23 protein-coding genes are annotated in these 20,635 nt (G+C 64.8%); 11 read left to right on the forward strand and 12 right to left on the reverse strand.

From position 1 onward, the window contains the following. Positions 1-17: 17 nt before the first annotated feature. Entirely contained in the window at positions 18-1,670 is a 1,653-nt protein-coding gene (thsA, locus tag RJT48_RS00875; protein WP_311170831.1) for a thermosome subunit alpha, read from the forward strand. A 1,379-nt stretch (positions 1,671-3,049) separates the two neighbouring features. Here thsA and RJT48_RS00880 read toward each other — a convergent pair. Together RJT48_RS00880 and RJT48_RS00885 are read right to left on the reverse strand one after the other, a co-directional pair. Beyond that, positions 3,050-3,214, reverse strand: coding sequence for a DUF6757 family protein (locus tag RJT48_RS00880; protein ID WP_311170343.1), 165 nt, complete (start codon positions 3,212-3,214; stop codon positions 3,050-3,052). 67 nt (positions 3,215-3,281) lie between these two features. Further along, positions 3,282-4,109 carry a PHP domain-containing protein gene (locus RJT48_RS00885; protein WP_311170344.1) on the reverse strand — a complete coding sequence of 276 codons (828 nt, stop codon included), beginning with the start codon at positions 4,107-4,109 and terminating at the stop codon, positions 3,282-3,284. 155 nt (positions 4,110-4,264) lie between these two features. On the opposite strand from RJT48_RS00885, the gene RJT48_RS00890 reads away from it, so the two are divergent. Continuing rightward, complete coding sequence (locus RJT48_RS00890) at positions 4,265-4,549, forward strand: DUF5789 family protein (RefSeq protein WP_311170345.1); 285 nt, start codon at positions 4,265-4,267, stop codon at positions 4,547-4,549. A gap of 171 nt (positions 4,550-4,720) precedes the next feature. Here RJT48_RS00890 and RJT48_RS00895 read toward each other — a convergent pair whose 3' ends face one another. Beyond that, complete coding sequence (locus RJT48_RS00895; protein WP_311170346.1) at positions 4,721-5,710, reverse strand: DUF5784 family protein; 990 nt, start codon at positions 5,708-5,710, stop codon at positions 4,721-4,723. A gap of 282 nt (positions 5,711-5,992) precedes the next feature. On the opposite strand from RJT48_RS00895, the gene RJT48_RS00900 reads away from it, so the two are divergent. Beyond that, positions 5,993-6,163 carry a DUF5786 family protein gene (locus RJT48_RS00900; protein ID WP_311170832.1) on the forward strand — a complete coding sequence of 57 codons (171 nt, stop codon included), beginning with the start codon at positions 5,993-5,995 and terminating at the stop codon, positions 6,161-6,163. A gap of 29 nt (positions 6,164-6,192) precedes the next feature. On the opposite strand, the gene RJT48_RS00905 is transcribed toward RJT48_RS00900, so the two are convergent. The 5 genes from RJT48_RS00905 to RJT48_RS00925 all read right to left on the reverse strand — a co-directional run bounded on the left by RJT48_RS00905 (position 6,193) and on the right by RJT48_RS00925 (position 11,237). Further along, a complete protein-coding gene (locus RJT48_RS00905) occupies positions 6,193-6,945 on the reverse strand; it encodes a DUF7530 family protein (RefSeq protein ID WP_311170347.1) in 753 nt (250 codons plus the stop codon). Beyond that, positions 6,945-7,838, reverse strand: a complete 894-nt coding sequence (locus RJT48_RS00910) for an NAD(P)H-binding protein (RefSeq protein ID WP_311170348.1) — start codon at positions 7,836-7,838, stop codon at positions 6,945-6,947. The genes RJT48_RS00905 and RJT48_RS00910 overlap by 1 nt, the downstream gene beginning before the upstream one ends. Positions 7,839-7,931: 93 nt before the next feature. Next, positions 7,932-8,813 carry a YkgJ family cysteine cluster protein gene (locus RJT48_RS00915; RefSeq protein WP_311170349.1) on the reverse strand — a complete coding sequence of 294 codons (882 nt, stop codon included), beginning with the start codon at positions 8,811-8,813 and terminating at the stop codon, positions 7,932-7,934. Between the two features lie 30 nt (positions 8,814-8,843). Then, positions 8,844-9,797 carry a universal stress protein gene (locus RJT48_RS00920; RefSeq protein WP_311170350.1) on the reverse strand — a complete coding sequence of 318 codons (954 nt, stop codon included), beginning with the start codon at positions 9,795-9,797 and terminating at the stop codon, positions 8,844-8,846. After that, positions 9,798-11,237: an APC family permease gene (locus RJT48_RS00925; RefSeq protein WP_311170351.1), complete on the reverse strand. Its 1,440-nt coding sequence runs from the start codon at positions 11,235-11,237 to the stop codon at positions 9,798-9,800. Positions 11,238-11,362: 125 nt separating this feature from the next. On the opposite strand from RJT48_RS00925, the gene RJT48_RS00930 reads away from it, so the two are divergent. Then, positions 11,363-11,566, forward strand: a complete 204-nt coding sequence (locus tag RJT48_RS00930; RefSeq protein WP_311170352.1) for a DUF7561 family protein — start codon at positions 11,363-11,365, stop codon at positions 11,564-11,566. 83 nt (positions 11,567-11,649) lie between these two features. Here RJT48_RS00930 and RJT48_RS00935 read toward each other — a convergent pair whose 3' ends face one another. After that, positions 11,650-12,381, reverse strand: a complete 732-nt coding sequence (locus RJT48_RS00935) for an SDR family oxidoreductase (RefSeq protein ID WP_311170353.1) — start codon at positions 12,379-12,381, stop codon at positions 11,650-11,652. A 262-nt stretch (positions 12,382-12,643) separates the two neighbouring features. On the opposite strand from RJT48_RS00935, the gene RJT48_RS00940 reads away from it, so the two are divergent. Together RJT48_RS00940 and RJT48_RS00945 are read left to right on the forward strand one after the other, a co-directional pair. Next, on the forward strand, positions 12,644-12,952 hold the full coding sequence (locus RJT48_RS00940) for a DUF433 domain-containing protein (RefSeq protein ID WP_311170354.1): 309 nt from the start codon (positions 12,644-12,646) through the stop codon (positions 12,950-12,952). Next, a complete protein-coding gene (locus tag RJT48_RS00945) occupies positions 12,952-13,296 on the forward strand; it encodes a DUF5615 family PIN-like protein (protein ID WP_311170355.1) in 345 nt (114 codons plus the stop codon). Before RJT48_RS00940 ends, RJT48_RS00945 begins: the two co-directional genes overlap by 1 nt. 205 nt (positions 13,297-13,501) lie before the next feature. Here the strand turns inward: RJT48_RS00945 and RJT48_RS00950 are convergent, their stop codons facing one another. After that, the gene (locus tag RJT48_RS00950) at positions 13,502-14,047 is read right to left on the reverse strand and encodes a hypothetical protein (protein ID WP_311170356.1); all 546 of its coding nucleotides are present in this window, start codon (positions 14,045-14,047) and stop codon (positions 13,502-13,504) included. A 262-nt stretch (positions 14,048-14,309) separates the two neighbouring features. Between RJT48_RS00950 and RJT48_RS00955 the strand changes: the two genes are divergently transcribed. Together RJT48_RS00955 and RJT48_RS00960 are read left to right on the forward strand one after the other, a co-directional pair. Beyond that, positions 14,310-14,552, forward strand: coding sequence for a YgaP family membrane protein (locus tag RJT48_RS00955; RefSeq protein WP_311170357.1), 243 nt, complete (start codon positions 14,310-14,312; stop codon positions 14,550-14,552). A 110-nt stretch (positions 14,553-14,662) separates the two neighbouring features. Further along, on the forward strand, positions 14,663-16,531 hold the full coding sequence (locus RJT48_RS00960) for a helicase C-terminal domain-containing protein (protein WP_311170358.1): 1,869 nt from the start codon (positions 14,663-14,665) through the stop codon (positions 16,529-16,531). Between the two features lie 190 nt (positions 16,532-16,721). Here the strand turns inward: RJT48_RS00960 and RJT48_RS00965 are convergent, their stop codons facing one another. Further along, positions 16,722-17,045 (reverse strand): PLDc N-terminal domain-containing protein, encoded by a 324-nt coding sequence (locus RJT48_RS00965; protein WP_311170359.1) that lies wholly within the window; start codon positions 17,043-17,045, stop codon positions 16,722-16,724. Positions 17,046-17,110: 65 nt separating this feature from the next. Here RJT48_RS00965 and RJT48_RS00970 point away from each other — a divergent pair, with 65 nt between their 5' ends. Both RJT48_RS00970 and RJT48_RS00975 read left to right on the forward strand, forming a co-directional pair. After that, positions 17,111-17,944 carry an aldo/keto reductase gene (locus tag RJT48_RS00970; protein ID WP_311170360.1) on the forward strand — a complete coding sequence of 278 codons (834 nt, stop codon included), beginning with the start codon at positions 17,111-17,113 and terminating at the stop codon, positions 17,942-17,944. 213 nt (positions 17,945-18,157) lie between these two features. Further along, on the forward strand, positions 18,158-19,153 hold the full coding sequence (locus tag RJT48_RS00975) for a tyrosine--tRNA ligase (protein ID WP_311170361.1): 996 nt from the start codon (positions 18,158-18,160) through the stop codon (positions 19,151-19,153). Between the two features lie 283 nt (positions 19,154-19,436). On the opposite strand, the gene RJT48_RS00980 is transcribed toward RJT48_RS00975, so the two are convergent. Further along, the gene (locus RJT48_RS00980) at positions 19,437-20,072 is read right to left on the reverse strand and encodes an OsmC family protein (protein WP_311170362.1); all 636 of its coding nucleotides are present in this window, start codon (positions 20,070-20,072) and stop codon (positions 19,437-19,439) included. A 366-nt stretch (positions 20,073-20,438) separates the two neighbouring features. Here RJT48_RS00980 and RJT48_RS00985 point away from each other — a divergent pair, with 366 nt between their 5' ends. Then, on the forward strand, positions 20,439-20,612 hold the full coding sequence (locus tag RJT48_RS00985) for a hypothetical protein (protein ID WP_311170363.1): 174 nt from the start codon (positions 20,439-20,441) through the stop codon (positions 20,610-20,612). Positions 20,613-20,635 lie beyond the last annotated feature (23 nt).

Raw genomic sequence — 20,635 nt, forward strand, 5'->3', positions numbered from 1 at the left:
TGCAGCAAGGGCAGCCGATGATCATTCTGGGCGAAGACTCCCAGCGCACACAGGGCAAAGACGCACAGTCGATGAACATTTCGGCGGGCAAAGCGGTCGCCGAGTCCGTTCGGACCACGCTCGGTCCGAAAGGGATGGACAAGATGCTCGTCGACTCCGGCGGATCGGTCGTCGTGACCAACGACGGCGTAACGATCCTCAAGGAGATGGACATCGACCACCCCGCGGCGAATATGATCGTCGAGGTCTCCGAGACCCAGGAGGACGAGGTCGCAGACGGGACCACGACGGCTGTCGTCGTCGCCGGTGAACTCCTCGACCAGGCCGAGGAGCTCATCGAGCAGGACGTCCACGCAACCACCATCGCCCAGGGCTACCGCCAGGCTGCAGAGAAGGCCAAGGAGATCCTCGAGGACAACGCGATCGAGGTCTCCGAGGACGACCACGACACGCTCGTCAAGATCGCCGAGACGGCGATGACGGGCAAGGGCGCCGAATCCTCGAAGGACCTGCTCGCGGAACTCGTCGTCGACGCCGTGCTCGCCGTCTCCGACGACGAGGGCATCGACACGGACAACGTCTCCGTCGAGAAGGTCGTCGGCGGCTCGATCGACAACTCCGAGCTCGTCGAAGGCGTCATCGTCGACAAGGAGCGCGTCAACGAGAATATGCCGTACGGTGTCGAGGACGCCAACGTCGCGCTGTTCGACGGCGCGCTGGAAGTCCGCGAGACCGAGATCGACGCGGAAGTCAACGTCACCGACCCAGACCAGCTCCAGCAGTTCCTCGACCAGGAAGAAAAGCAGCTCAAGGAGATGGTCGACCAGCTCGTCGACGTCGGCGCTGACGTGGTCTTCGTCGGCGACGGCATCGACGACATGGCCCAGCACTACCTCGCGAAGGAAGGTATCCTCGCGGTCCGTCGCGCGAAATCCTCCGATCTGGCCAGCCTCGCCCGCGCGACCGGCGGCAACGTCGTCGGTTCGCTCGACGACATCGAGGCCGACGACCTCGGCTTCGCCGGCTCCGTCGCCCAGAAGGACATCGGCGGCGACGAGCGCATCTTCGTCGAGGACGTCGAGGACGCAAAGTCCGTCACGCTCATCCTCCGCGGCGGCACCGAGCACGTCGTCGACGAGCTCGAACGCGCCATCGACGACTCCCTCGGCGTCGTGAAGACGACGCTGGAGGACGGTCGCGTCCTGCCCGGCGGCGGCGCAAGCGAGACCGAACTCTCGATGCGGCTCGGCGAGTTCGCCAGCTCCGTCGGCGGCCGCGAGCAGCTCGCCATCGAGGCGTTCACCGAGGCGCTGGACGTCATCCCGCGCACTCTCGCGGAGAACGCCGGCCTCGACCCCATCGAGTCGCTCGTCAACCTCCGCAAGGAGCACTCCGACGGCGACTTCGCCGCGGGTCTGGACGCCTACACGGGCGACATCGTCAATATGGAGGACGACGGCGTCGTCGAACCCCTCCGCGTCAAGACGCAGGCCATCGAGTCCGCCACCGAGGCGGCCGTGATGATTCTCCGCATCGACGACGTCATCGCCGCCGGCGACCTCAAGGGCGGCGGCAGCGACGACGGCGGCGACGAGGGCGGCGCGCCCGGCGGCGCCGGCGGAATGGGCGGCGGAATGGGCGGAATGGGCGGAATGGGCGGCGCAATGTAAACGTCGGCCGACACGCCACTACCCACTCCCGACAGTCCGCCAGCACCGTCCGCCGAACGCGAACCCGGATTTTCTTTCGAGACGCCATATCGAACAGTGGTGACGCCGACGAAGCGGGTTGGTGAACCAATCCCGAAACCCCGTCGTATTGGACGGTCCAGCCTTTTACCGCAGGATCCTGCCATAGTTCAAAAGAGGCCTCGGCAGAACAGGGTGGGGAGACGGCTCCTCTTCCTCAAAGTAAACAGGGTATGACCTCGGTTAAACGGTCTATTCTATAGTAGCGTTTGCAAGTCTTCGCTCACACGATCGCACGACAGCGTGCGATCAGTTGAGCAATCAGTTGCAAACGCTACTATAGTATCCATACACACGCTCTCACGGTGTGTATGCCAGGTGCATGCTACTTCTGTGGAGGTAAAGTGCGCAACGGACAGAACGGTGTCAAATGTGTTGGATGCCCCTCGTGGCTCCATACTGAATGCCTACACCAAAATGGTCTGTTGGAAGAGCGGGGTGGTGGATTGCTAATAGGGATTATCGTAACTGTTCATAGATTCTCGCCGCCCCGTCCGGCCAGAATTCTATGAGGACTTACGATAATCCCTATAAGTAGTAGTGAACTCTACGGCAAGTGTCCTAACTGTGGAAAAGAGGGAAGCCTGGAAGTAAACGTAAGGATGGGTGAACTCGGCTAGACTATGTCTTGAGTACCTATCCCGTTCTGTTGGGAAACCAACTGAACGTTGTCGAGAGGCCGTGAAAGAACTCCTACGACAGCGGTTTATCCTGCGAGTATCTCGGTGAATCGGTCGTAAGAACAAGTCTGCGAACGTATCGACAGCGGTTCTGTCGGGTTGTGTTGAGGTTCAATGCTTCGTGATGAACACAGAGCGCATATCTGAGTGAGTATAAATGGATTATAAGATTAAGCCACACATCCATGCAGCTACCCGCCCTTCATTGATATATGGCACAGAGAAACCACGTGGGCGATCAAGCAAGAGACACTGAATCAAAATTCTACCTTCCCGGTGTGCCCCGTCCTCAGGCGGTACCTGGCCGGGTTGAGCGGTACGTCCGGCGTCTGCTCCGCCGTCGGGGCACGTACCGGATCCGCATCAGCCGCAAAGGTCAGTAGCCGTTCTCGCTTTGGTGCTGACTACACGCTCTCTATTCAGCACCTCGTTCCTGACAGCTCTTGAGTAGTTGATTGCCCGATGTGATACACCGTTCGTCTGAACTGAGCGATTCCTGTTTAGGTGTGGAAAGACTTCTATAGCACCCCTAGAGCGCAGCGATTGATTGCACGTCGGATCGCACGACAGCCAGCGATCCCGTGAACGCTAACTACTGCCGGAAAATTGCGGTACTTCCCGTTACTCGGTTCGATCGATATCGATCTGCTCGCGGATCGCGGACAACTCCTCGGAGTCGGCCAGCGCTTCGACCTGCGTCCGGAAGTGCCGCTCACAGAGGCCGACCTTGATTCCATCCTTCTCGGCGGCGTAGGCGGCGTCCCGGTCGCAGTAGTGGCACTTCATACTACCACTAGAGGCTCCTCGGGATTTAAGCCTGTGCCACCGGCTATCTCCTCCGAGAACTGCGTAATCAGTCTGCGACGTCCGGCAGACGGGCGGCGAACGCCTCGAACGCCGACTGTGGTGGGCCGGTGAGGCCGAGCCGTCGGCCGTGGGCATCCGAGCCGCCGATCCGGAGCAACCCCGCTTCCTCCGCGACCGCGTCGACACGGGCGCGATCTTCCCTGTCAGCGTCGGCACCGTCGTACGGGTAGTACCGTTCGACAGCGTCGAGGCCGCGGGCGCGTTCGAGCGCTGCGCTCGGATCGGGGTAGCGGAACGGGTGGGCGAGTCCGACGACCGCGCAGGCGTCCCGCAGCGCGTCGACACCGGTCCCGAAGGTGGGGACGTCGCGTTGGACGTAACAGGGGCCGTCGTTCCCGATCAGATGGGCGAACGCATCGCCGTAGTCGTATGGGGCGTCGCTCTCCTCGATCGCGCGGGCGATATGCGGGCGGCCGAGTCCCTCACGGGGCTCGATATCGAGGTCGACGCCGAGTCGGTCCTCGACGCGGGCGACGATCTCCGCGCCGCGTTCTTTCCGATTCCGCTGAATTCGGCTCGTGACTCCCTCGATCGCGTCGGTCCGCTTGACGCCGTAGCCGAGGAGGTCGAGCCGCTGCGCCCCGGATTCGACGCGGAGTTCGATGCCGCGGATCACCGTCACGCCGTCGTGGACCGTCACCGGGGCGGCCAGTTCGGGATGGATCCGGTCGTGGTCCGTCACGGCGACTACGTCGACACTACCCCGGCGGGCGGCGTCCGCGAGTTCGGGTACCGTCAGCGTTCCGTCGGACGCGGTCGTGTGGACGTGGAGATCCGCCGCGATCTCGTCTCTCCTCTCTCCCTCGGCGGTCACAGCTGGCAGTCGGATCTCGGCTCCTAAATTCCTTGTGTTGATACGTAACAATACGAATGTCATATTATGTTGATTAAGGTTATATGATGGATTTAGCCTCTATAAAGATCATAACAGAAAACCATTAAGGTCTCCGGTGGTGAGGGTTGGGTGTAATGCGCTTGAAGCAAACCGGCGATCTCATTGACGCCCACGAGTTCCCGGCGACAACCGAGGAACTCATCGAGGCGTACGGCGATCAGACTATCGAACTCCCCAACGGGACCGCACGCCTCGGAACGGTACTCTCTCGGGCTGGCGCGGAGACCTACACCGACGCCGAAGACGCCCGCTCGGCTCTCCTCTGTGGACTCGGCCACGAGGCCATCGGCCGGCGGTACTACAGCGACCGCGACGCCTACGCGACGGGCGAAGAAGGTCCGCAGCAGGTGTCCTTCTGATACTGATTACTCTCACCTGTTACCGCCGAGCACTACCCCGGTGACGGCGCTCGGCGGGATGAGACGAGAGTAATCAGTACGAACGGTCGCTCAGGGTAGCGGTATCGGTTCTGTTTTCGGAGACGTTCGGGCTATCGACTCGGAGACGGCTATCTCGGCGTCGATCGCCCGCTAAATCGGCAGATCGAGCGGTACGTACCCCTTCGTGTACCCCTCGACGCGACCGGACGGTCTGAGCCGAAAGACCACGGCCGGCCGGTGGTGGACCTCGGGTTCTTCCGCCCGGATCGCCTGCCACTCGTCGTCGGGGAACGACGAGCAGTCGACGAAGAGCACGACGCCGCCGCCGTGTTCCTCGAGCTGCCCGTCCGATTTCGTCGCCGCCGTGTCCCGGACGGCCGCCACGGGCGTCCCGGCGCGGCGCTCCTCCGTCGGCGTCGGGCGGGTCACCTCCACGAGGACGGCGTCGCCGTCGGTCTCGGCACGGTAGTCGATTGCGTGTCCCGTCGACACCTCGATTTCGGGTTCGATCGTATACCCCGCTTCGACCAGCAGGTGGCCAGCGTTGAACTCGCCCATCGCGGCGGTCATCCGCGTGAGATCCATGTACTCGGAGGTCCCGAGTTTGCCAGCCATCACCTCCCGCCAGTCGTCGAGCGTCCGAGTCCGCAGGAACGACTCGTAAAATTCCAGGGCCTCATCGCGGGTCGCGTCGGGAAAGCCCGCGCTGTGCTCGTCGAAGAACGCCCGCGTCGTCTCGCGGCCGTCCTTCGAGAGGAAGACGGGAAGAAAGAACCACGAGAGATGGGGAAACGGTTCGAGCCAGGGGCTCTCCTCGTGGAGTTGTGCGGTGAGTTCCCTCGTCGCCCACCGCGAGACGCCGTCCGGCACGTCCGCGAAACTGTACTTCTCGGTCCGCCAGAGCGCCTCCGGCGTCTCGGTGTTCCCGAGCCAGTAGGCCTCGTCGTCGTTCCACAGAAACAGTGCGATGTCGCCGTTGTCCATCTCGAAGCGCTCGCCTGTATACCGCTCGGGGGGCTTGAACCACGGCGACAGCCGGGTCGCGCCGAGATTCCGGTCGAGGTCGCGGTAGATCTGACCGACCACCCGGTCCTCGGTCCAGCGACCGGGGGCGTGTCGAAAGCGGAGAGGGCGTGCCACACGTTCCAGTTGCGGGCCAGTGGGTTTATACTGTCGGACACGACGGGTTCGCGAGAGTCATTTCCCGGGGTGAGACGATTCGGTTCAGACTCCTCCCCCGACAGTATCCAGTGTTGCCACGGGCGTCGTGTTCGACCCCCAGATGATGTCGTGTTCGACCCCCGGATGATGTCGTGTTCGACCCCCAGATGATGTCGTATTCGACCCCCAGATGGTGTCGGCTTCAGCCCCGCGAGCGGCGACACATATTTGTGTGTACTACTATCACGGTAGTGTGTGCCAATGTCGATGGGAGCATACGACGACGACGAACACGAACGTCGTGAGCGGAAGAACGGGGCAGTCGACACGGACTTCGACGACGACCGGACGGTCTATCGCGGCTCGGTCGAGTACGAGGGCGACGAGTCGACGGAGGCGCTCCTCGACCAGTTCAAGCAGCTACAGGGGTGAGTAGCCGGCAGGTGTTCTCGACGGGGCTCTTACTTCGCAGGAGAGACGTCGCCGACGCGGAGTGTCGCAATCGCCCCCGCGGAGACGACTGTCACCGCGACGATGTGCCCGCCCACGGCGACGAGCAGCACCGGCCGGTCGAGCAGGAACGGCACCATCGCGAGCTGCGTCAGCCCGAACGCGACGTTGAGCGCGTCGAGCCGTCGGAGCCGTCGGGCAGTCTCCGAATCGAACGTGTAGCGGAGCGACCGCCAGAGCGCGACGACTGCCGCCCACCACGAGGTCCCGATCCGGTAACAGAGGTCCCAGAGGATGAGTAACGTGAGATAGACGACCGGAACTGGCGGCTCGGGACCGAACAGCCACGTCAGGAGGGGCGTGTCGGCGTACCGGGGATCGAAGACGAACAGATGCGTCACGAGGCCGACGAACGCCAGGATCCCGAGGACGACCTCGATCTTCGATCCGAACAGCAGTCGCCGGTACGGCTCAGGGAGGTCGAGGCGGCGTGTCCGCCGGCCGAACTGCCGCATCACGCCGCTGCCGACCGCGGCGACAGCGACGGCGGCCGTTCCCGGTAAGACTGCCGTCCAGAGGTCGTACGCCCACGCGAGCAGGAGCACGCCGGACTCGAACAGCACAAGCTGGAGCGTGATCGCCTGCAGGTCGGTGAGGTGGACACCGGGGATGGCACCGACGATGCTCTCGTAGACCCACGTCTCGCCGAACGGTCCGGGATCGGCACGCGCTTCCCGCTCGGATCCGGAACGTGACCGTCCCATCAGCGCTTCGCCGCCCTCGCTTCGAGCGCCCGGTCGATGGCGTCGTCGAACGATGTCAGGTCGACGTCGACGAGCGACTCGATCCGGTGGTCCTGTACGACGACCGGATTCTTCAGGCCCTCGATCAGCGGTCGCGCGACAGCCGCCGGGACGTCCGTGACGAGCCCGACCCACAGCGACGAGAGCTTCGGCGAGAGGACCGGCACCGGCACGACGATCGGGCGATGGCCGCTGCGGCTCCCGACGCGGGTCAGGATCTCCCGGTACGTGAGGACGTCCGGGCCGCCGATCTCGTAGGTATCTCCAGCTGTCTCCGGCACGTCGAGGACGCCGACGAGGTAGTCGATCGCGTCGCTGACGTAGATGGGCTGACACTTCGTTTCGACCCACCGCGGCGTCACCATCACCGGGAGTCGCGAGGACAACTGGACGATCATCTCGAAGCTCGCCGACCCCGCCCCGATCAGGATCGCGGCCCGCAACGTCGTGAGATCGTAATCGCCGTTCCCGAGGACCTGTTCGACCTCGCGACGCGACCGGAGATGCTCCGAGAGGCGGTCCCGTTCCTCGCCGAGGCCGCCCAGATAGATGACGCGGTCGATACTCGCCTCCGAGGCGGCGTCGGCGAAGTTCTCCGCGGCGCGCCTGTCGCGGTCCTCGAAGTCGGCGCCCGACCGCATCGAGTGGACCAGATAGTAGGCGGCCTCGACGTCGAGCGCCTCGGTGAAGCTACCGGGCTCCAGCAGATCGCCTTCGACCACCCGAACCGATTCGGGACCGTCGTAGCCCGCGGCGTCGCGGACCAGCACCGTCACGTCGTGCCCGGCCGCCAGCAAGGCGGGCACGAGCTGTCCACCGACGAATCCCGTCGCGCCGGTCACGAGAACTCTCATACTCGTATGTGATCCCGCGGCGGGATAACCGTTCTCGCCGCAGAGTCGGAGTGTACCTCCGACGACCCCGACAGCGGAGTGGTCTTGGGCAGCCTACTCCGCGTCGACGGCGTCCCAGCCGGGCGTCTCCGGGGCGCCGCGGGCCGTCTCGACGTCCTCGCCGCTCGGCGGATCCGCCGCTCGGGAACCAGCATCGGCGGCGACGGCCTCCCACTCCTCGATCGCCCGCCCGGCCCAGGAGTCGGCTTCGCGGGCCGCCGCCGTCGCCGCTGCGGCGCGCTCCTCGTCGACCGACAGCGATCCCGGGCGTGACCCGACTGCGACGCCGACGAACGCGGCCCGATCCGCGTCGGTCAGCGCGCCGCGCTCCATCCGGTCGACAACGCCCTCCAGTTCCGCTGGCTTCGGATACGCGAACACCTTCGCGCCGACCGCCTGGGGGCCGAACAGCAGTCCCTCGTGGCCCGCCGGTTCGTCGTCGAGGAGGCGGTCGCCGCCGTACTCGGCCTCGACGCGCTCGCACTCGGTCTGGACGCCGAGTTCGAGGTTGTACCCGGGATAGCTCGCGCACTCGTCCGGGTAGTGCTCCTCCCCGTGGATGCGACACTGGAGCGTCTCGGGATCCAGGAACGCACAGGTCGCGAGCCAGCGCCGGTCGGTTCCGAAGGGCGCCACCGGCTTCGGGACCGTCCGCAAGCCGACGAAGAATGCCGGGCGCCCGTCGAGTGCGGCCAGCCGGACACCGTCGACGACGACGCCCGGCCGCTCCTCGTCGACCCGCCAGAGCCGCGCGGTCAGCGCGTCGCCGAGCCCCCGGTCGACGAACTGAGCGACCTCGTCGCGCGTCAGCGACACGAAATTGTATCCGTCGTCGATCGGATATCCCGGCCCCCGCCGCTCGTGATCCGACGCCGTCTCGGCGATGGGCCGCCAGTCGAGACAGCAGCCGGCACAGCCTTCGCAGTTGACTTTCACGGTTCGATTCCCTCCGTGCTGATTCGCTCGTCAGGTGTCGCTTTCGGTGATCTCGTCGGGTTCGGTCTCCGATTCGGATTCCGTCTCCGCTTCCGCTTCCGTCTCCGGGTCCGGTGCCGCGTCCGGCTCGCGGTCGCGGACGACGAGCACCGGCGCGACCGCCCCCTCGGCGACCCGCTCGGCGTCGTCGCCGAACAGGATTCCGAGGGGCGACTCGCTGCCTTCGCCCATCACGACGACGTCGGCCTCGGCCGAGCGCTCGACGATGTCGATGATCGGCGTCGCGGTGGTCGCTGTCTCGGTCGTCAACTGCGCCGCCGTCACGCCGCGTGCCCGGAGACGCTCGGCTGCGTCCGCGACTGCTGCCTCGACATCGAAGTCCGACGCCTCGCCGGTTAGCCCCCAGAGCGTCACGCGCTCGTGCACTTCATCTGCCAGCGTCGCCACGAGATCGGCGAGCCGATCCTCGTCAAGGACGCCCCGGATGGGGACGAGGATCTCCGAAACCGCTCCGGTCGGGTTCGGCAACAGGATCGCTGTCGCGCCCAGTTCGTCGGCGACCCGCGAGATCGTCTGGTCGCGGTCGTGAGTGAACACCACGCGCGTCTCGGGATCCTCCCCGGCGTCGACGAACGACTGTGCGATGTCCTCGACGGCCGCCTGCGCGCGCTCATCGAACTGCATACTCGCCTGTTCGGCCGGCGTCTGTTCCGGCAGCACGTGGTAGCCGAGCAAGATCACGTCCGCGGGCGCCAGAAATTCCACGAGGGAATCGGGGATCGTCTCCCCCTCCAGCACCTCGACCGGAATGAGGATCACCGGCGGTTCGCGGATCGCCAGGCCACCGTCCGTGCGGAGGTCTGTCGTCGACGGCCATTCACGGGCCGCTGTCGACGCCCGGTCACGGGCTGCGCTGTCCCTGTGCGAGGGGCGTCGCGGGTCACCGATCGGTTCGCCGGCCTCGTCGTGGTCGCTGTGGCGCATCTACAGCACCCCCTTGAGTTGGACGTCGGCCGCGTAGTACTTGTACCACCCGGCGGACGCGAGCATAATCGCGATGCCGATGATCTGTGAGGCCGGCTGCATAAACAGGATCAGCCCGCCGCTGGCGAACGCTCCGAGCCCAGCGACGAGGCGGTAGGCCGGCACGCGGAAATCCGGATCGTACCACTCGGGTTCGTTCCGCCGCATCGCGATGAGCGCGACGCACATCAGCCCGTACATCACCAGATGGAGAAACGATGCCACTTCCGCGAGCACCTCCACCTGACCGAGCGCGACCAACACGAGCACGGGGCCGCCCGCCATCGACAGCGCGACGTGCGGCGTGCCGTACTTGAGGTTCATCCGCGCGGCCACGCTCGGCAGGATCGCGTCCTTGCTCACCGCGAACACCGCCCGCGAGGTCGAGAGGATCGACGCGTTCGCACTCGAGACGGTCGCAAGAAGGCCCGCGAGCAGGATCGCAATCGCCCCGGCTGTCCCGGTGAAGTCGCGGGCGACCTCGACGATGGCGGTTTCGCCGAATGAGGCGAGCGCCGCGCTGCCGAACGCGCTCGTGGCGACGAAGATGGTTGCGACGTACAGCACGCCGACGATCACGACCGAGGCGACCATCGCGAGCGGGAGGTTCCGCCCCGGTCGCTTGATATCACCCGCGACGGTCGCGATCTGCGCGAAGCCCAGATACGACGTGAACACGAGCGCGGCGGTCGTGAACACCGGCAGCGGTCCGAAGGGAGCGAACGTCTCCGGGGCGCTGGCGCGGCCGAAGACCCCGAGGGCGTCGAGGCCGCCGTAGCCCAGAAACAGCACCAGGATCGTCAAAAGCAGCCCAACGACGTAGTTCTGGAGCGCGGCGGCCCGTTCGGTTCCGAAGAGGTTCAACGCGGTCAGGAACGCGCCGAACAGCAGCCCCAGCGGGACGACGATCGGAATCCCACCGACGGCGACGCCAGCCTCCGCCAGGACCGCTGCGGCGTAGTTGCCGAAGCCGACGAGGTAGAAGGCGGTCGCGAAGACGAGGCCGAGCCAGATGCTGATCCCCACGATCGCACCCGGGAGCGCCCCGAGCGCCCGCGAGATGAAGTAATATCCGCCGCCGGAGCGGGGCATCGCCGTCGCTAACTCCGAGGCCGGCAGCGCGACCAGGAGTGCGATGATCGCGCCGATCCCGAACGACGCGGCGGCCGCCGGACCGGCGCGGCCCGCCGCCAGTCCCGGGAACACGAAGATCCCGGCGCCGATCATCGTCCCGACGCCGATCGAGATTCCGCCGGTCAGCCCGATGGTCCGTTCGAGTTCCGTCCCCGATTCGGTCGTGGTGACCTCAGTCTCGTCGGCGTCCGGCGTTGCGACGGTCGTCGGTGTCTCGCCGGCCCGGTTCTCGCCGTCGGCGGTCGGCCCCGGTTCGGACGTGCTCATTGTCGTTTGTTTCCACGGTCGCCGCAGTAGAAACTACGGATGCAACGGAATTATTACACTTTTCGTCTCCACCGGCGCGTCCCAGTCGCCGCAGGACGTTTGTCGTTCGGTCCCGTCGGTCCGGTATGACGAGTGAACCCTGCGACGGCTGCGGCCGCTCGGTGCGGATCGCGGGCGGCATCGGCGACTTCTGGTCGTTCGAGACCGAATCCTCCGGCGGGATGACGCTCGAACTCGACGACGGCGGCGAGTTCTTCCTGTGTCACGACTGCATCGCGCGACTCCCCGACGACCGCGTGGTGACGAGTGAGGACGTCGACGCGCTCTGAGCGTATCGGCACGGGAAGTCGCTGTCGTCGTGGCCGTGCGATTCACCAACCATCGCCGCTTGCGGCGGTCCGGTGCCCGCCTCTCACCACTCTGCGAACTTGTCGCGTCGGTACAGGTCGATCTCGTGAACCGTCGAGTTGTCCTGCGACGCGGCGAACGCGATGGCCTCGGCGATCTCCTCGGGTTCGGTCACCTCACCCGGCTCGAACCGCTCCTCGAACGTTTCGCCGCTTTCGCTGGCGAACTCCGTCCGGACCTCGGTGGGGTTGACGACACTGACGCCGATGCCGTCCGGGCCGATCTGGCCCTCGACGCTGTGGGCGAAGCCGCGAACCCACCACTTCGTCGCGGCGTAGATCGGGTTGGCGGGCCGGGGATACTGGCCCGCGAAACTCCCGACGAAGACGAGGTTGCCCTCTGTCTCCCGCAGGTGCGGGACGGCCGCCTGCGTCGCGAAGAAGACGCCGTCGACGTTCGTCTCCATCATCAGCCGGTACTCCTCGCTCGTCGTCTCCGCGACGTCGCCGCCGACACCGAGGCCCGCGTTGTTCACGAGGACGTCGAGTCGGCCGAACGTCTCGACCGTCGTCTCGACCATCGCTTCGACTTCCGCCTCGTCGCGGACGTCCGTCGGCACGACGAGCGTCTCGACGTCAGACGTCGCTTCGATGTCGTCGGCGATCTCCTCCAGTCGCTCCCGGCGCCGCGCCGCGAGGGCGACGTTCGCGCCCTCCCGTGCGAGCGCGCGGGCCGTCGCTTCGCCGATTCCCGCACTGGCCCCCGTGACGATGGCGACGTTGTCCTGTAAGCTCATACTCGGTGCCTCTTCGCGGAGAGACTTGATAGTGATTATCGGCTCTGTCGAAAAGCCTCGATCAGTGACAGGCTCGGCAGCTCTGCCGAAAACAGGGCGCACATCTCGCACGACCATTGACGTTGGGACCGATGATACGTTTGTCACTCTGCGCACGCACTGCGAGCGAAGCGAACGGATGTGAGTCATCTCCTACAAAACATCCGCGGCTGACTGCCTGTACCGGCAAAGACTGAAGGCCACTGCAATGGTATTCGACACTATGTCGAAGCAGATGAACACCGTCGTCTCGGGTGACGAGTCGGATATTCACGACGAGCCCCACATTCGGGGCCGGCGAATCACCGTGAGCCACATCCACGCGCTGGTCGAAGAGCGCGACCTTGACGCGCAGACGGTTGCGGACCGCTTTGACCTCACTGCTTCGGAAGTCTACCACGCACTGGCGTACTATCACGACCACCCCGAAGAGATGCGGGCGGTCGAAGAACGCCGTCGAGAGCTTCACGAAGCCGCAAAAGACGACCCGAGCATCATCTCCGGCCCCGATGATCTTCCGGAATCGTCGTGATGCAGGTATCGTTTCTGCTTGACGAGAACATCGCGGCTCCGCTGGCTGACAAACTCGACAAAGCAGGCCACGACGTAGAGCGTGTCGTCGACGTGAGCGAATTGGTGGACGGCGTCGACGACACCACGATTCGCCTGTACGCCGTCCAAGAGAGGCGTCTCATCGTCACCAGCGACGACGACTTTGTCCAGATGCCGGCAGACTCACACAGTGGGGTATTCTACATCCCCGACCAGTCGCTTCCTGCACACGAACTCTACCATATCATCCAGCGCGTTATCGAAGCGTTCCCCGACCGAGAGGCGATGGACACAGTGATCTACATTACTACCGACTGGCTGTGAATCACGAGTAAAGCGAGCGGTACGTGAGTTCCCTGTATTGACCGATCCCCGGCTTGGCTCCCCTGCCAAATCGCAACTCGGTCGCCTAGAGGCGCATATGTGAGTTGCTCGTCGGCAATACGACACTCTCCGGAGAAATATCGGTCTGCTAGAACGGAGGCTGCAGCCCGGACAATCCTCTCATTTTTCGTCGCTGCCGCGCGGTTCACCCTGTGGCGTTCAGCGGGTTCGGCAGCGGATAGAGGTCGCCAGTCGTGTCCTCGCGGGTCGCCCCGACGAGTTCGCGGCCGTTCATCGTCACGATCAACCGCTGATAGCTGGTGGGAAGCGAGGCGGCTATCGAGAACTCCGTGTGGACGCGCTCACACTCGAACGATCGGTCCGGTGTGACCGACTCCGTTCTGAGAGCGAGTTCGTATCCATTGCCGCTCCGAGGGATCACGTCCGCGCGAATCTCTGTCCCAGGCTCGTGGACGACGGTGGCATTGAGCGTCACCGCATACGAGTCGCCGACGGCGACCTCGTGTACCCATCCGGCGTTCGGGGTTACGTCGCCGTCGAAACAACTCGGACCGCCACTGGCTGTCGTGTATGGCGGATTCTGTGGATCCGGTCCCGACTCGACTGGGCCCCCCAGGAGTCCGGGCACGGCCGCCACCAGAACGGCGCCGGCGAGCACGCCAGCGAGGAACGCCATTCCGATCGAGAGGAGGCGAGCGGTCGACGTATCGAGTCCGCTATCGTTGGCCATCGGTGAGACACCCGTGTTCGGTCAATCTGACCGTAGTGAAGTCCGTCGTTCAGAAGTATGATTGTGATAACACATACGCGTACCGGTCACCGGGATCGACAGCGGACTGAAATGATGAACGGCCCTCGCTGTGTGGACCAACCGTTGCGGGTGCAGTCCGACATATCGAAACCGATCCCTGCGAGAAGTACAGAGGATCGTCCGTGACGAGTGAGCACCGTCTTGGGGATTTACGATTCCACGACACCGATACGCAAGTGGGATGGAGACAAACGTTGGCGGCTACGACAGAACTGGGCGGTTCATCGTCGGCGCGATACTCGTCGGAGTGGGTGTCGTCGGCTATGCGGGGCTTTTGCGCGTCGCCGTGGGTCCCGTTCCACAGGCACTGATGGCGCTGATACTCGTCCTGATCGGCGCCGTTCTGCTCGTGACTGGCCTCACCCAGAAATGTCCGACCAACAGCGTATTCGGGGTGAACACCTGCAAACCCCGCAGCCGCTGACTCGGCCCCGTTGCTCGGTGGACTGACTTCACGATCGATAATTCTGCAGGCCGTTTCTGACGGGTACTGTGTGTCTGAAGGTTTTTATCCGAGAGCGACCCAGGACGCCTGTGGACCCCGACCGGATCCCCCAGTCCTTCCCGGCCCCGGAGTTCCGCGGCGCACAGGAGCAGGCGCTCGCGGACATCCGCGACGCCTTCGCCGCCGGCAACGAAGTCGTCCTCGTGCGCGCGCCGACCGGCAGCGGCAAGTCGCTCCTGGCGCGGGCCATCGCGGGCGCGGCGGCGACGAAAGAGGAGACGGATCCCGCCGAGGCGACTGACGCCTACTACACGACGCCGCAGGTGTCCCAGCTCGACGACGTCGCGGCCGACCCCCTGCTGGACGACCTGAACGTGATCCGCGGGAAGTCGAACTACACCTGCATCCTCAACGGCGAGACCGACACACCGGTCGACCGCGCGCCCTGCGTCCGGCAGTCGGGCTTCGACTGCTCGGTCCGGCACCGCTGTCCGTACTTCTCGGACCGCGCGATCGCCTCCAACCGCCGGATCGCGGCGATGACGCTCGCGTACTTCATGCAGACGGCGGGGTCGGACGTCTTCCGGCAGCGCGACGTCGTCGTCATCGACGAGGCCCACGGCCTCGCGGAGTGGGCGGAGATGTACGCGACCGTCGAACTCTCCCCGCAAACGGTCCCGGTCTGGGACGACATCTCGGTGCCGGACGTCGCGGCCGACGGGGATCCGGTCGAGCGGACGGCCCGCTTCGCGGAGACGCTCGGGGGCGTCGCCGAGCGCGCGACCGACGAACTGCTCCGGAAGCCCGAACTGACGCCCGAGGAGGCCGCCCGCCGCGACCGCCTGCAGGAACTCCGCTCGGAACTCGCGTGGTTCGTGGAGGACTGCCGCGACCCCGAGAGCCCGACGACGTGGGTCGTCGACCAGCCGGACGGCGCGGGGAGTCCGATCACGATCAAGCCGCTGGACCCGGCCCGATATCTGCATCATACCGTCTGGGACCGCGGCAACCGGTTTGCGCTGCTCTCGGCGACGATCCTGAACAAGGAGGCGTTCTGTCGCGGCGTCGGCCTCGACCCCTCGGACGTCGCCTTAGTCGACGTTCCCCACACGTTCCCGGTCGAGAACCGCCCGCTGTACGACGTCACCTGCGGGAAGATGACCTACGACCGCCGCGATGAGACGCTCCCGAAGGTGGCGCGGACGCTCGTCCGGATTCTGGCCGCCCATCCCGACGAGAAGGGCCTCGTCCACTGTCACTCCTATGCGATCCAGTCGGAACTGCGGCGACGACTCGCGGAACTCGGGCTGGGCGGTCGCGTCCGGGCGCACGACCGCGAGGACCGCGACGCCGCCCTGGAATCCTGGCTTGCGACCGACGATCCGGACGTCTTCCTCTCGGTGAAGATGGAGGAGGCGCTGGATCTGGCGGGCGACCGCTGCCGCTTTCAGGTCGTCTGCAAGGCGCCGTATCTCAACACCAACGATTCCCGCGTCGCTCGTCGCCTCGAAGAGGGCCAGTGGGCGTGGTACCGACGCGCGGCGCTCCGGACGGTCATCCAGGCGTGTGGCCGCGTGGTCCGCGCCCCCGACGACTACGGCGCGACGTACCTCGCGGATTCGTCGCTGCTTGACCTCTTCGAGCGCACTCGGCACGATATGCCCTCGTGGTTCCGCGACCAGGTCGACCGGCTGTCGACGCCGGACCTGCCCGCGTTCGAGGCGGTCGCGACTGCGGACGGGTCGGCGTCGGGTCCAGGATCGATCGGGGGGACGAAAAGCGGCCGAGCGACGTCGAGCGGGAGTGGGCGGACGTCGTCGACACGAAACGGGGACAGGTCGTCGAGCGGCGGCCGATCCTCCAGCGGACGAACGCGCGGAACTGCCGACGGTGGCTCCGACGACTCGGCCGACGACCGGTCGGATCATCCGCTCTCGGACGTGTGGGGCGACGGCTGAGCGGGCGCGGTGAGCCGGCGGCGACCGTGGATGCGCCGGCCCGTCAGAAAATCAATGCCGCCCCGTACGCGATCGAGGAGCCGACCATCAGGACCACGAGGACGATGGCCAGCAACTGCTGTCGGTCCATACGTCCCGTAGCACGGCGACTGGTTCAGTTCTTTCGCTCGAAAGCGGCGTCGCGGGACCGTCACTCCCGCCGGACTCGTCGGTCAGCGCCGGCCTCGTAGGTCGCGTCCGGGCGCCCGAGGACGTAGTACGCGATGAACCCGACGACCGGCAGCAGAAAACTGAGGGCCGTCCACCCGACCGCCGAGTCGCTGCCGCGGCCGGTCGCGTCCAGGTAGACCCACCCGGGCAGCCCAACGTGTGCGATCAGGAAGTACAGCGCGAAGCCGGCGAAGTACGCGAACGTGCCGACGTCGGTGACGACGATCCACATCACGATCAGGGGAAGAAACGCCACGAGGAGCAACCCCCCGAGGACGACGATCGGCGAACGGGTCGTTGCCATCGGCGAGGTTTGGGACCGGACGGGTATGACACTTTTTACGGTCCGGCTGAAACCTCAGGACGGTTATGACCACGACACCCACCCGAACGCTCCCGAACGGCGACGAAATCCCCGCTGTCGGCTTCGGAACCTACGCCCTCTCCGACGAGGAAGTCACTGAGGCGGTTCCGGTAGCGATCGACGCCGGCTACACCCACATCGACACCGCCGAGGGCTACGAGAACGAGGCAGCACTGGGGGACGTACTCGCCGATTACGACCGCGAAGACCTCTTCGTGACCTCGAAGGTGCTGCCCCCGAACCTCCACTACGAGAGCCTGCTGGAGTCGCTGTCGGACTCCCTGGAGCGGCTCGGTACCGACTACCTCGATCTGTACCTCATCCACTGGCCGAATCCCGCGATCTCGCTGCGGGAGACGATCGGCGCCCTCGAACAGGCTCACGAGGAGGGACTGGTCCGAAACATCGGCGTGAGCAACTTCAGCACCTACCAGCTCCGGTTCGCCCGGAAGATCGCCGACGTTCCTATCGCGGTAAACCAAATCGAGTTCCACCCGTGGTACTTCCGGGAGGATCTACTCGACTACTGCCACGAGCACGACGTCGTCGTCGAGGCGGCGGCGCCGCTGGCCCGCGCCCAGTATCTCGATGATCCTCGCGTCGTCAAGGCGGCGGAGCAACACGACGTCGCTCCCGCACAGATCGTCCTCAAGTGGGCCATCGAGAAGGGCGTCGTCGTCCTGCCGAAGTCCACGAACCCCGAGCACGTGGCATCCAACATCGACCTCTTCGGGTGGGAACTCGACGACGAGACGATCGCTCGACTCGACGAAATCCAGCGGATGGAGAACGTCTACATGATCACGCCCGACCACGACACGTACGGGATTTCGCCGTAGGCGTCCCAAGAGCGCGGCGCTCCGGCGTTGGTCGACTCCAGAAGCGAGTCCACGGCGTTGGTCGACTCCAGAAGCGGCGCTCCGGTGTTAATCGACTCCAGAAGCGAGGCCACCGCGTTCCTCAGCGCCCGAATAGGGCCCGAGGCATTGGCCGGACCGTTCCGCGGACGACATCACAGAAGTCATATGCCGCAGTCCCGATCTCTCGCACGTATGGACGCCTACGAGCTTATCACCCGGAACGCCTCCGAGGTGGTCACGGAGGAGGAAGTGCGCGCGCTAGCCGAATCGCCGGACGGAAAGCGGGCGTATGTGGGCTATGAGCCGTCGGGCGTCCTCCACGTCGGGCATATGTTGACCGCCAACAAACTCATCGAACTCCAGGAGGCGGGTTTCGAGGTGGTCGTTCTCCTGGCCGACGTTCACGCGTACCTCAACGGCAAGGGCACGTTCGAGGAGATCCGCGAGACGGCGACGCGGATGAAAGAGCAGTTCGTCGCCTACGGCCTCGAAGCGTCCCAGACCGAGTTCGTTCTCGGCTCCGAGTACCAACTCGACGAGGAGTACATCCTCGATCTCCACGCCTTAGAACTGGAGACGTCGCTCTCGCGGGCCGAGCGGGCGATGTCGGAGATCGGCGGCGGCGACACCGTCACGGTCGCGCAGGCGGTCTACCCGCTGATGCAGGCGCTCGACATCGTCTACCTCGACGTCGACCTCGCGATCGGCGGGATGGAACAGCGGAAGGTCCACATGCTCGCCCGGGATACGCTGCCGAGCATCGACGCCGACGCGCCGACCTGTCTGCACACGCCGCTGATCGCGGATCTGACGACCGGCGTCGGCAAGATGTCGACGTCGACGGGGATCTCCATCTCGATGCAGGATTCCGAAGCCGAGATCGAGCGGAAGGTCGAGAAGGCCTACTGTCCGCCGACGGCGGACCCCGACCCGACCGACGACGGTGAGGAGCGGGAGAACCCGGTCCTGCAGCTCTTCGAGTATCACGTCTTCCCGCGGTTCGGCGAGGTCGTCGTCGAACGGCCCGAGAAGTACGGTGGCGACCTGAGCTACGAGGGATACGCCGACCTGGAAGCCGACCTGGAATCCGGTGAACTTCACCCCGCCGACGCGAAGGGCGCGCTCGCGACGTACCTGAACGAACTCATCGCGCCCGGGCGGGAGAAGATCCGGAAGCAGGAGGCGTGAAAATAGGGGGCTCATAGAACGCTTGTCACTGTGTTCATTTCACAGTCTCGCATTCGAACCAGGCCGTAGCGTGAGTGGGCGGATGCAGGACCGAGACGCTCTCGAAGACTGACATAGGCTATACTGTCGGACACAACTGTTTCAAGATATTCGCCGCCCGGGACGGCGATATTCTTCACAGACTTGTGTCCGACAGTATCGTTCGTTCAATCACTGCCAGCCCATCGGTGAGATTTCCATTAGTATCAGCGTATAAGATGGGGTAGAGTCGCGGATTGACTGCTTAGCTCGACTGATCGGGCTTCATAGACACTTTCGGGGAAGCCTCGTGTCCGAGTGTCATCAGATTGTAAACGGGCGAGCGACTGGCCCATCCCCGAATCTGGTTGAGGGTCTCGTCGTCGATGTCCTCCCCGCTGACTCGGATGTCTATCTGAAGATCTCCGTACATATCACTCGGAGTTCCGTCGGCCTCGTTGACTTCCTCCAGCCCGAGGAACACCGACGGATCAAAGTCGACCGTAACGGTCGTCTCGAGCTCGTCGATGTCGACACCGGACTGTACCGCACTCAGCGAAATCGAGCCGTTGATGCACCCGGTCAGGGCAGCGAGGGCGACTTCGATAGCCTCTTCTCTGTCGGTCGGGTCGACGAATCCGACAGCGTCCTCGACTTCTCTGTGCCCGCCGAAGTGCTGGGTGTTCTCACGGCCGACGCGGTTGATCTCCTGACCGCCGAGCGAGTACGACTGCGTCTTCGAGCGGGTATGGAGCACGCGACCCTCGTCGGTGCCAACCGCGCTCAGTACGAATTGAACGGCTTCCGGGTTCTCCCTGGCGAACGCGAGGAACTCTTCGTGAGCAGCCATGTCGATGCCGTGGACTGGTTGCTGCTCTTTCGATTGTGTTTTTGTTGACATTATATGCTCAGTGTATTCTCAGGAAATGGTCGCCCAGGCCTCGGACGTGGCTCAAACGGCCGGTTCGAGGAGAATCACATTTATGTAGGGCCTGAGACTATATAACCATTGTTATCACATTTGTACCACTTGTATACGGCCGTTCGTGAGCAATATGTTCCGACATCGTATTTCAGTCGATGCCGAAAGAGACGAAGCAATGCCTGCGTATTTCTCTTCTGTACTGAGCGATTCCTGATCGGTGAGGGAAGTCTCCGATGACACCCTCGTGAACAGGGGACCTCCCCGACAGCACCGTTATTCCCACACCGACGTCCGACGACCGTCTTGCGCGGATTGATACTCCCCCGGCCACCACGCCGAACTATGTGGGGAATCAAAGGGGTTGTCCTCGTGGCCTACGCCCTGGCTTTCGGGGGATTCCTGCTGTTTTCCGACTCCGGGGTGACGGCCGCGCTCGGCCTCACGCTCATCACGATCGCGAGCGCCGCCGTCGTCACCCGGTTCGGACTCGGGCGTCGGTCGCAGCCGCGGAAATGAGAGCCGGGCGTCCATCGCGGCCG

The organism is Halobellus ordinarius, from assembly GCF_031823395.1.
GTDB classification, from domain to species: domain Archaea; phylum Halobacteriota; class Halobacteria; order Halobacteriales; family Haloferacaceae; genus Haloquadratum; species Haloquadratum ordinarius.

What these genes read in the sequence shown, in the direction of transcription:
- RJT48_RS00890 (WP_311170345.1), top strand. Translation starts at nt 4,265, where the DNA reads ATGCGCTTGAAGCAAACCGGCGATCTCATTGACGCCCACGAGTTCCCG.
- RJT48_RS00925 (WP_311170351.1), bottom strand. Translation starts at nt 11,237, where the DNA reads ATGAGCACGTCCGAACCGGGGCCGACCGCCGACGGCGAGAACCGGGCC.
- RJT48_RS00965 (WP_311170359.1), bottom strand. Translation starts at nt 17,045, where the DNA reads ATGGCAACGACCCGTTCGCCGATCGTCGTCCTCGGGGGGTTGCTCCTC.
- RJT48_RS00980 (WP_311170362.1), bottom strand. Translation starts at nt 20,072, where the DNA reads ATGTCAACAAAAACACAATCGAAAGAGCAGCAACCAGTCCACGGCATC.
- RJT48_RS00975 (WP_311170361.1), top strand. Translation starts at nt 18,158, where the DNA reads ATGGACGCCTACGAGCTTATCACCCGGAACGCCTCCGAGGTGGTCACG.
- RJT48_RS00955 (WP_311170357.1), top strand. Translation starts at nt 14,310, where the DNA reads ATGGAGACAAACGTTGGCGGCTACGACAGAACTGGGCGGTTCATCGTC.
- RJT48_RS00880 (WP_311170343.1), bottom strand. Translation starts at nt 3,214, where the DNA reads ATGAAGTGCCACTACTGCGACCGGGACGCCGCCTACGCCGCCGAGAAG.
- thsA (WP_311170831.1), top strand. Translation starts at nt 18, where the DNA reads ATGATCATTCTGGGCGAAGACTCCCAGCGCACACAGGGCAAAGACGCA.
- RJT48_RS00985 (WP_311170363.1), top strand. Translation starts at nt 20,439, where the DNA reads ATGTGGGGAATCAAAGGGGTTGTCCTCGTGGCCTACGCCCTGGCTTTC.
- RJT48_RS00930 (WP_311170352.1), top strand. Translation starts at nt 11,363, where the DNA reads ATGACGAGTGAACCCTGCGACGGCTGCGGCCGCTCGGTGCGGATCGCG.
- RJT48_RS00920 (WP_311170350.1), bottom strand. Translation starts at nt 9,797, where the DNA reads ATGCGCCACAGCGACCACGACGAGGCCGGCGAACCGATCGGTGACCCG.
- RJT48_RS00900 (WP_311170832.1), top strand. Translation starts at nt 5,993, where the DNA reads ATGTCGATGGGAGCATACGACGACGACGAACACGAACGTCGTGAGCGG.
- RJT48_RS00905 (WP_311170347.1), bottom strand. Translation starts at nt 6,945, where the DNA reads ATGGGACGGTCACGTTCCGGATCCGAGCGGGAAGCGCGTGCCGATCCC.
- RJT48_RS00945 (WP_311170355.1), top strand. Translation starts at nt 12,952, where the DNA reads ATGCAGGTATCGTTTCTGCTTGACGAGAACATCGCGGCTCCGCTGGCT.
- RJT48_RS00910 (WP_311170348.1), bottom strand. Translation starts at nt 7,838, where the DNA reads ATGAGAGTTCTCGTGACCGGCGCGACGGGATTCGTCGGTGGACAGCTC.
- RJT48_RS00950 (WP_311170356.1), bottom strand. Translation starts at nt 14,047, where the DNA reads ATGGCCAACGATAGCGGACTCGATACGTCGACCGCTCGCCTCCTCTCG.
- RJT48_RS00970 (WP_311170360.1), top strand. Translation starts at nt 17,111, where the DNA reads ATGACCACGACACCCACCCGAACGCTCCCGAACGGCGACGAAATCCCC.
- RJT48_RS00935 (WP_311170353.1), bottom strand. Translation starts at nt 12,381, where the DNA reads ATGAGCTTACAGGACAACGTCGCCATCGTCACGGGGGCCAGTGCGGGA.
- RJT48_RS00940 (WP_311170354.1), top strand. Translation starts at nt 12,644, where the DNA reads ATGTCGAAGCAGATGAACACCGTCGTCTCGGGTGACGAGTCGGATATT.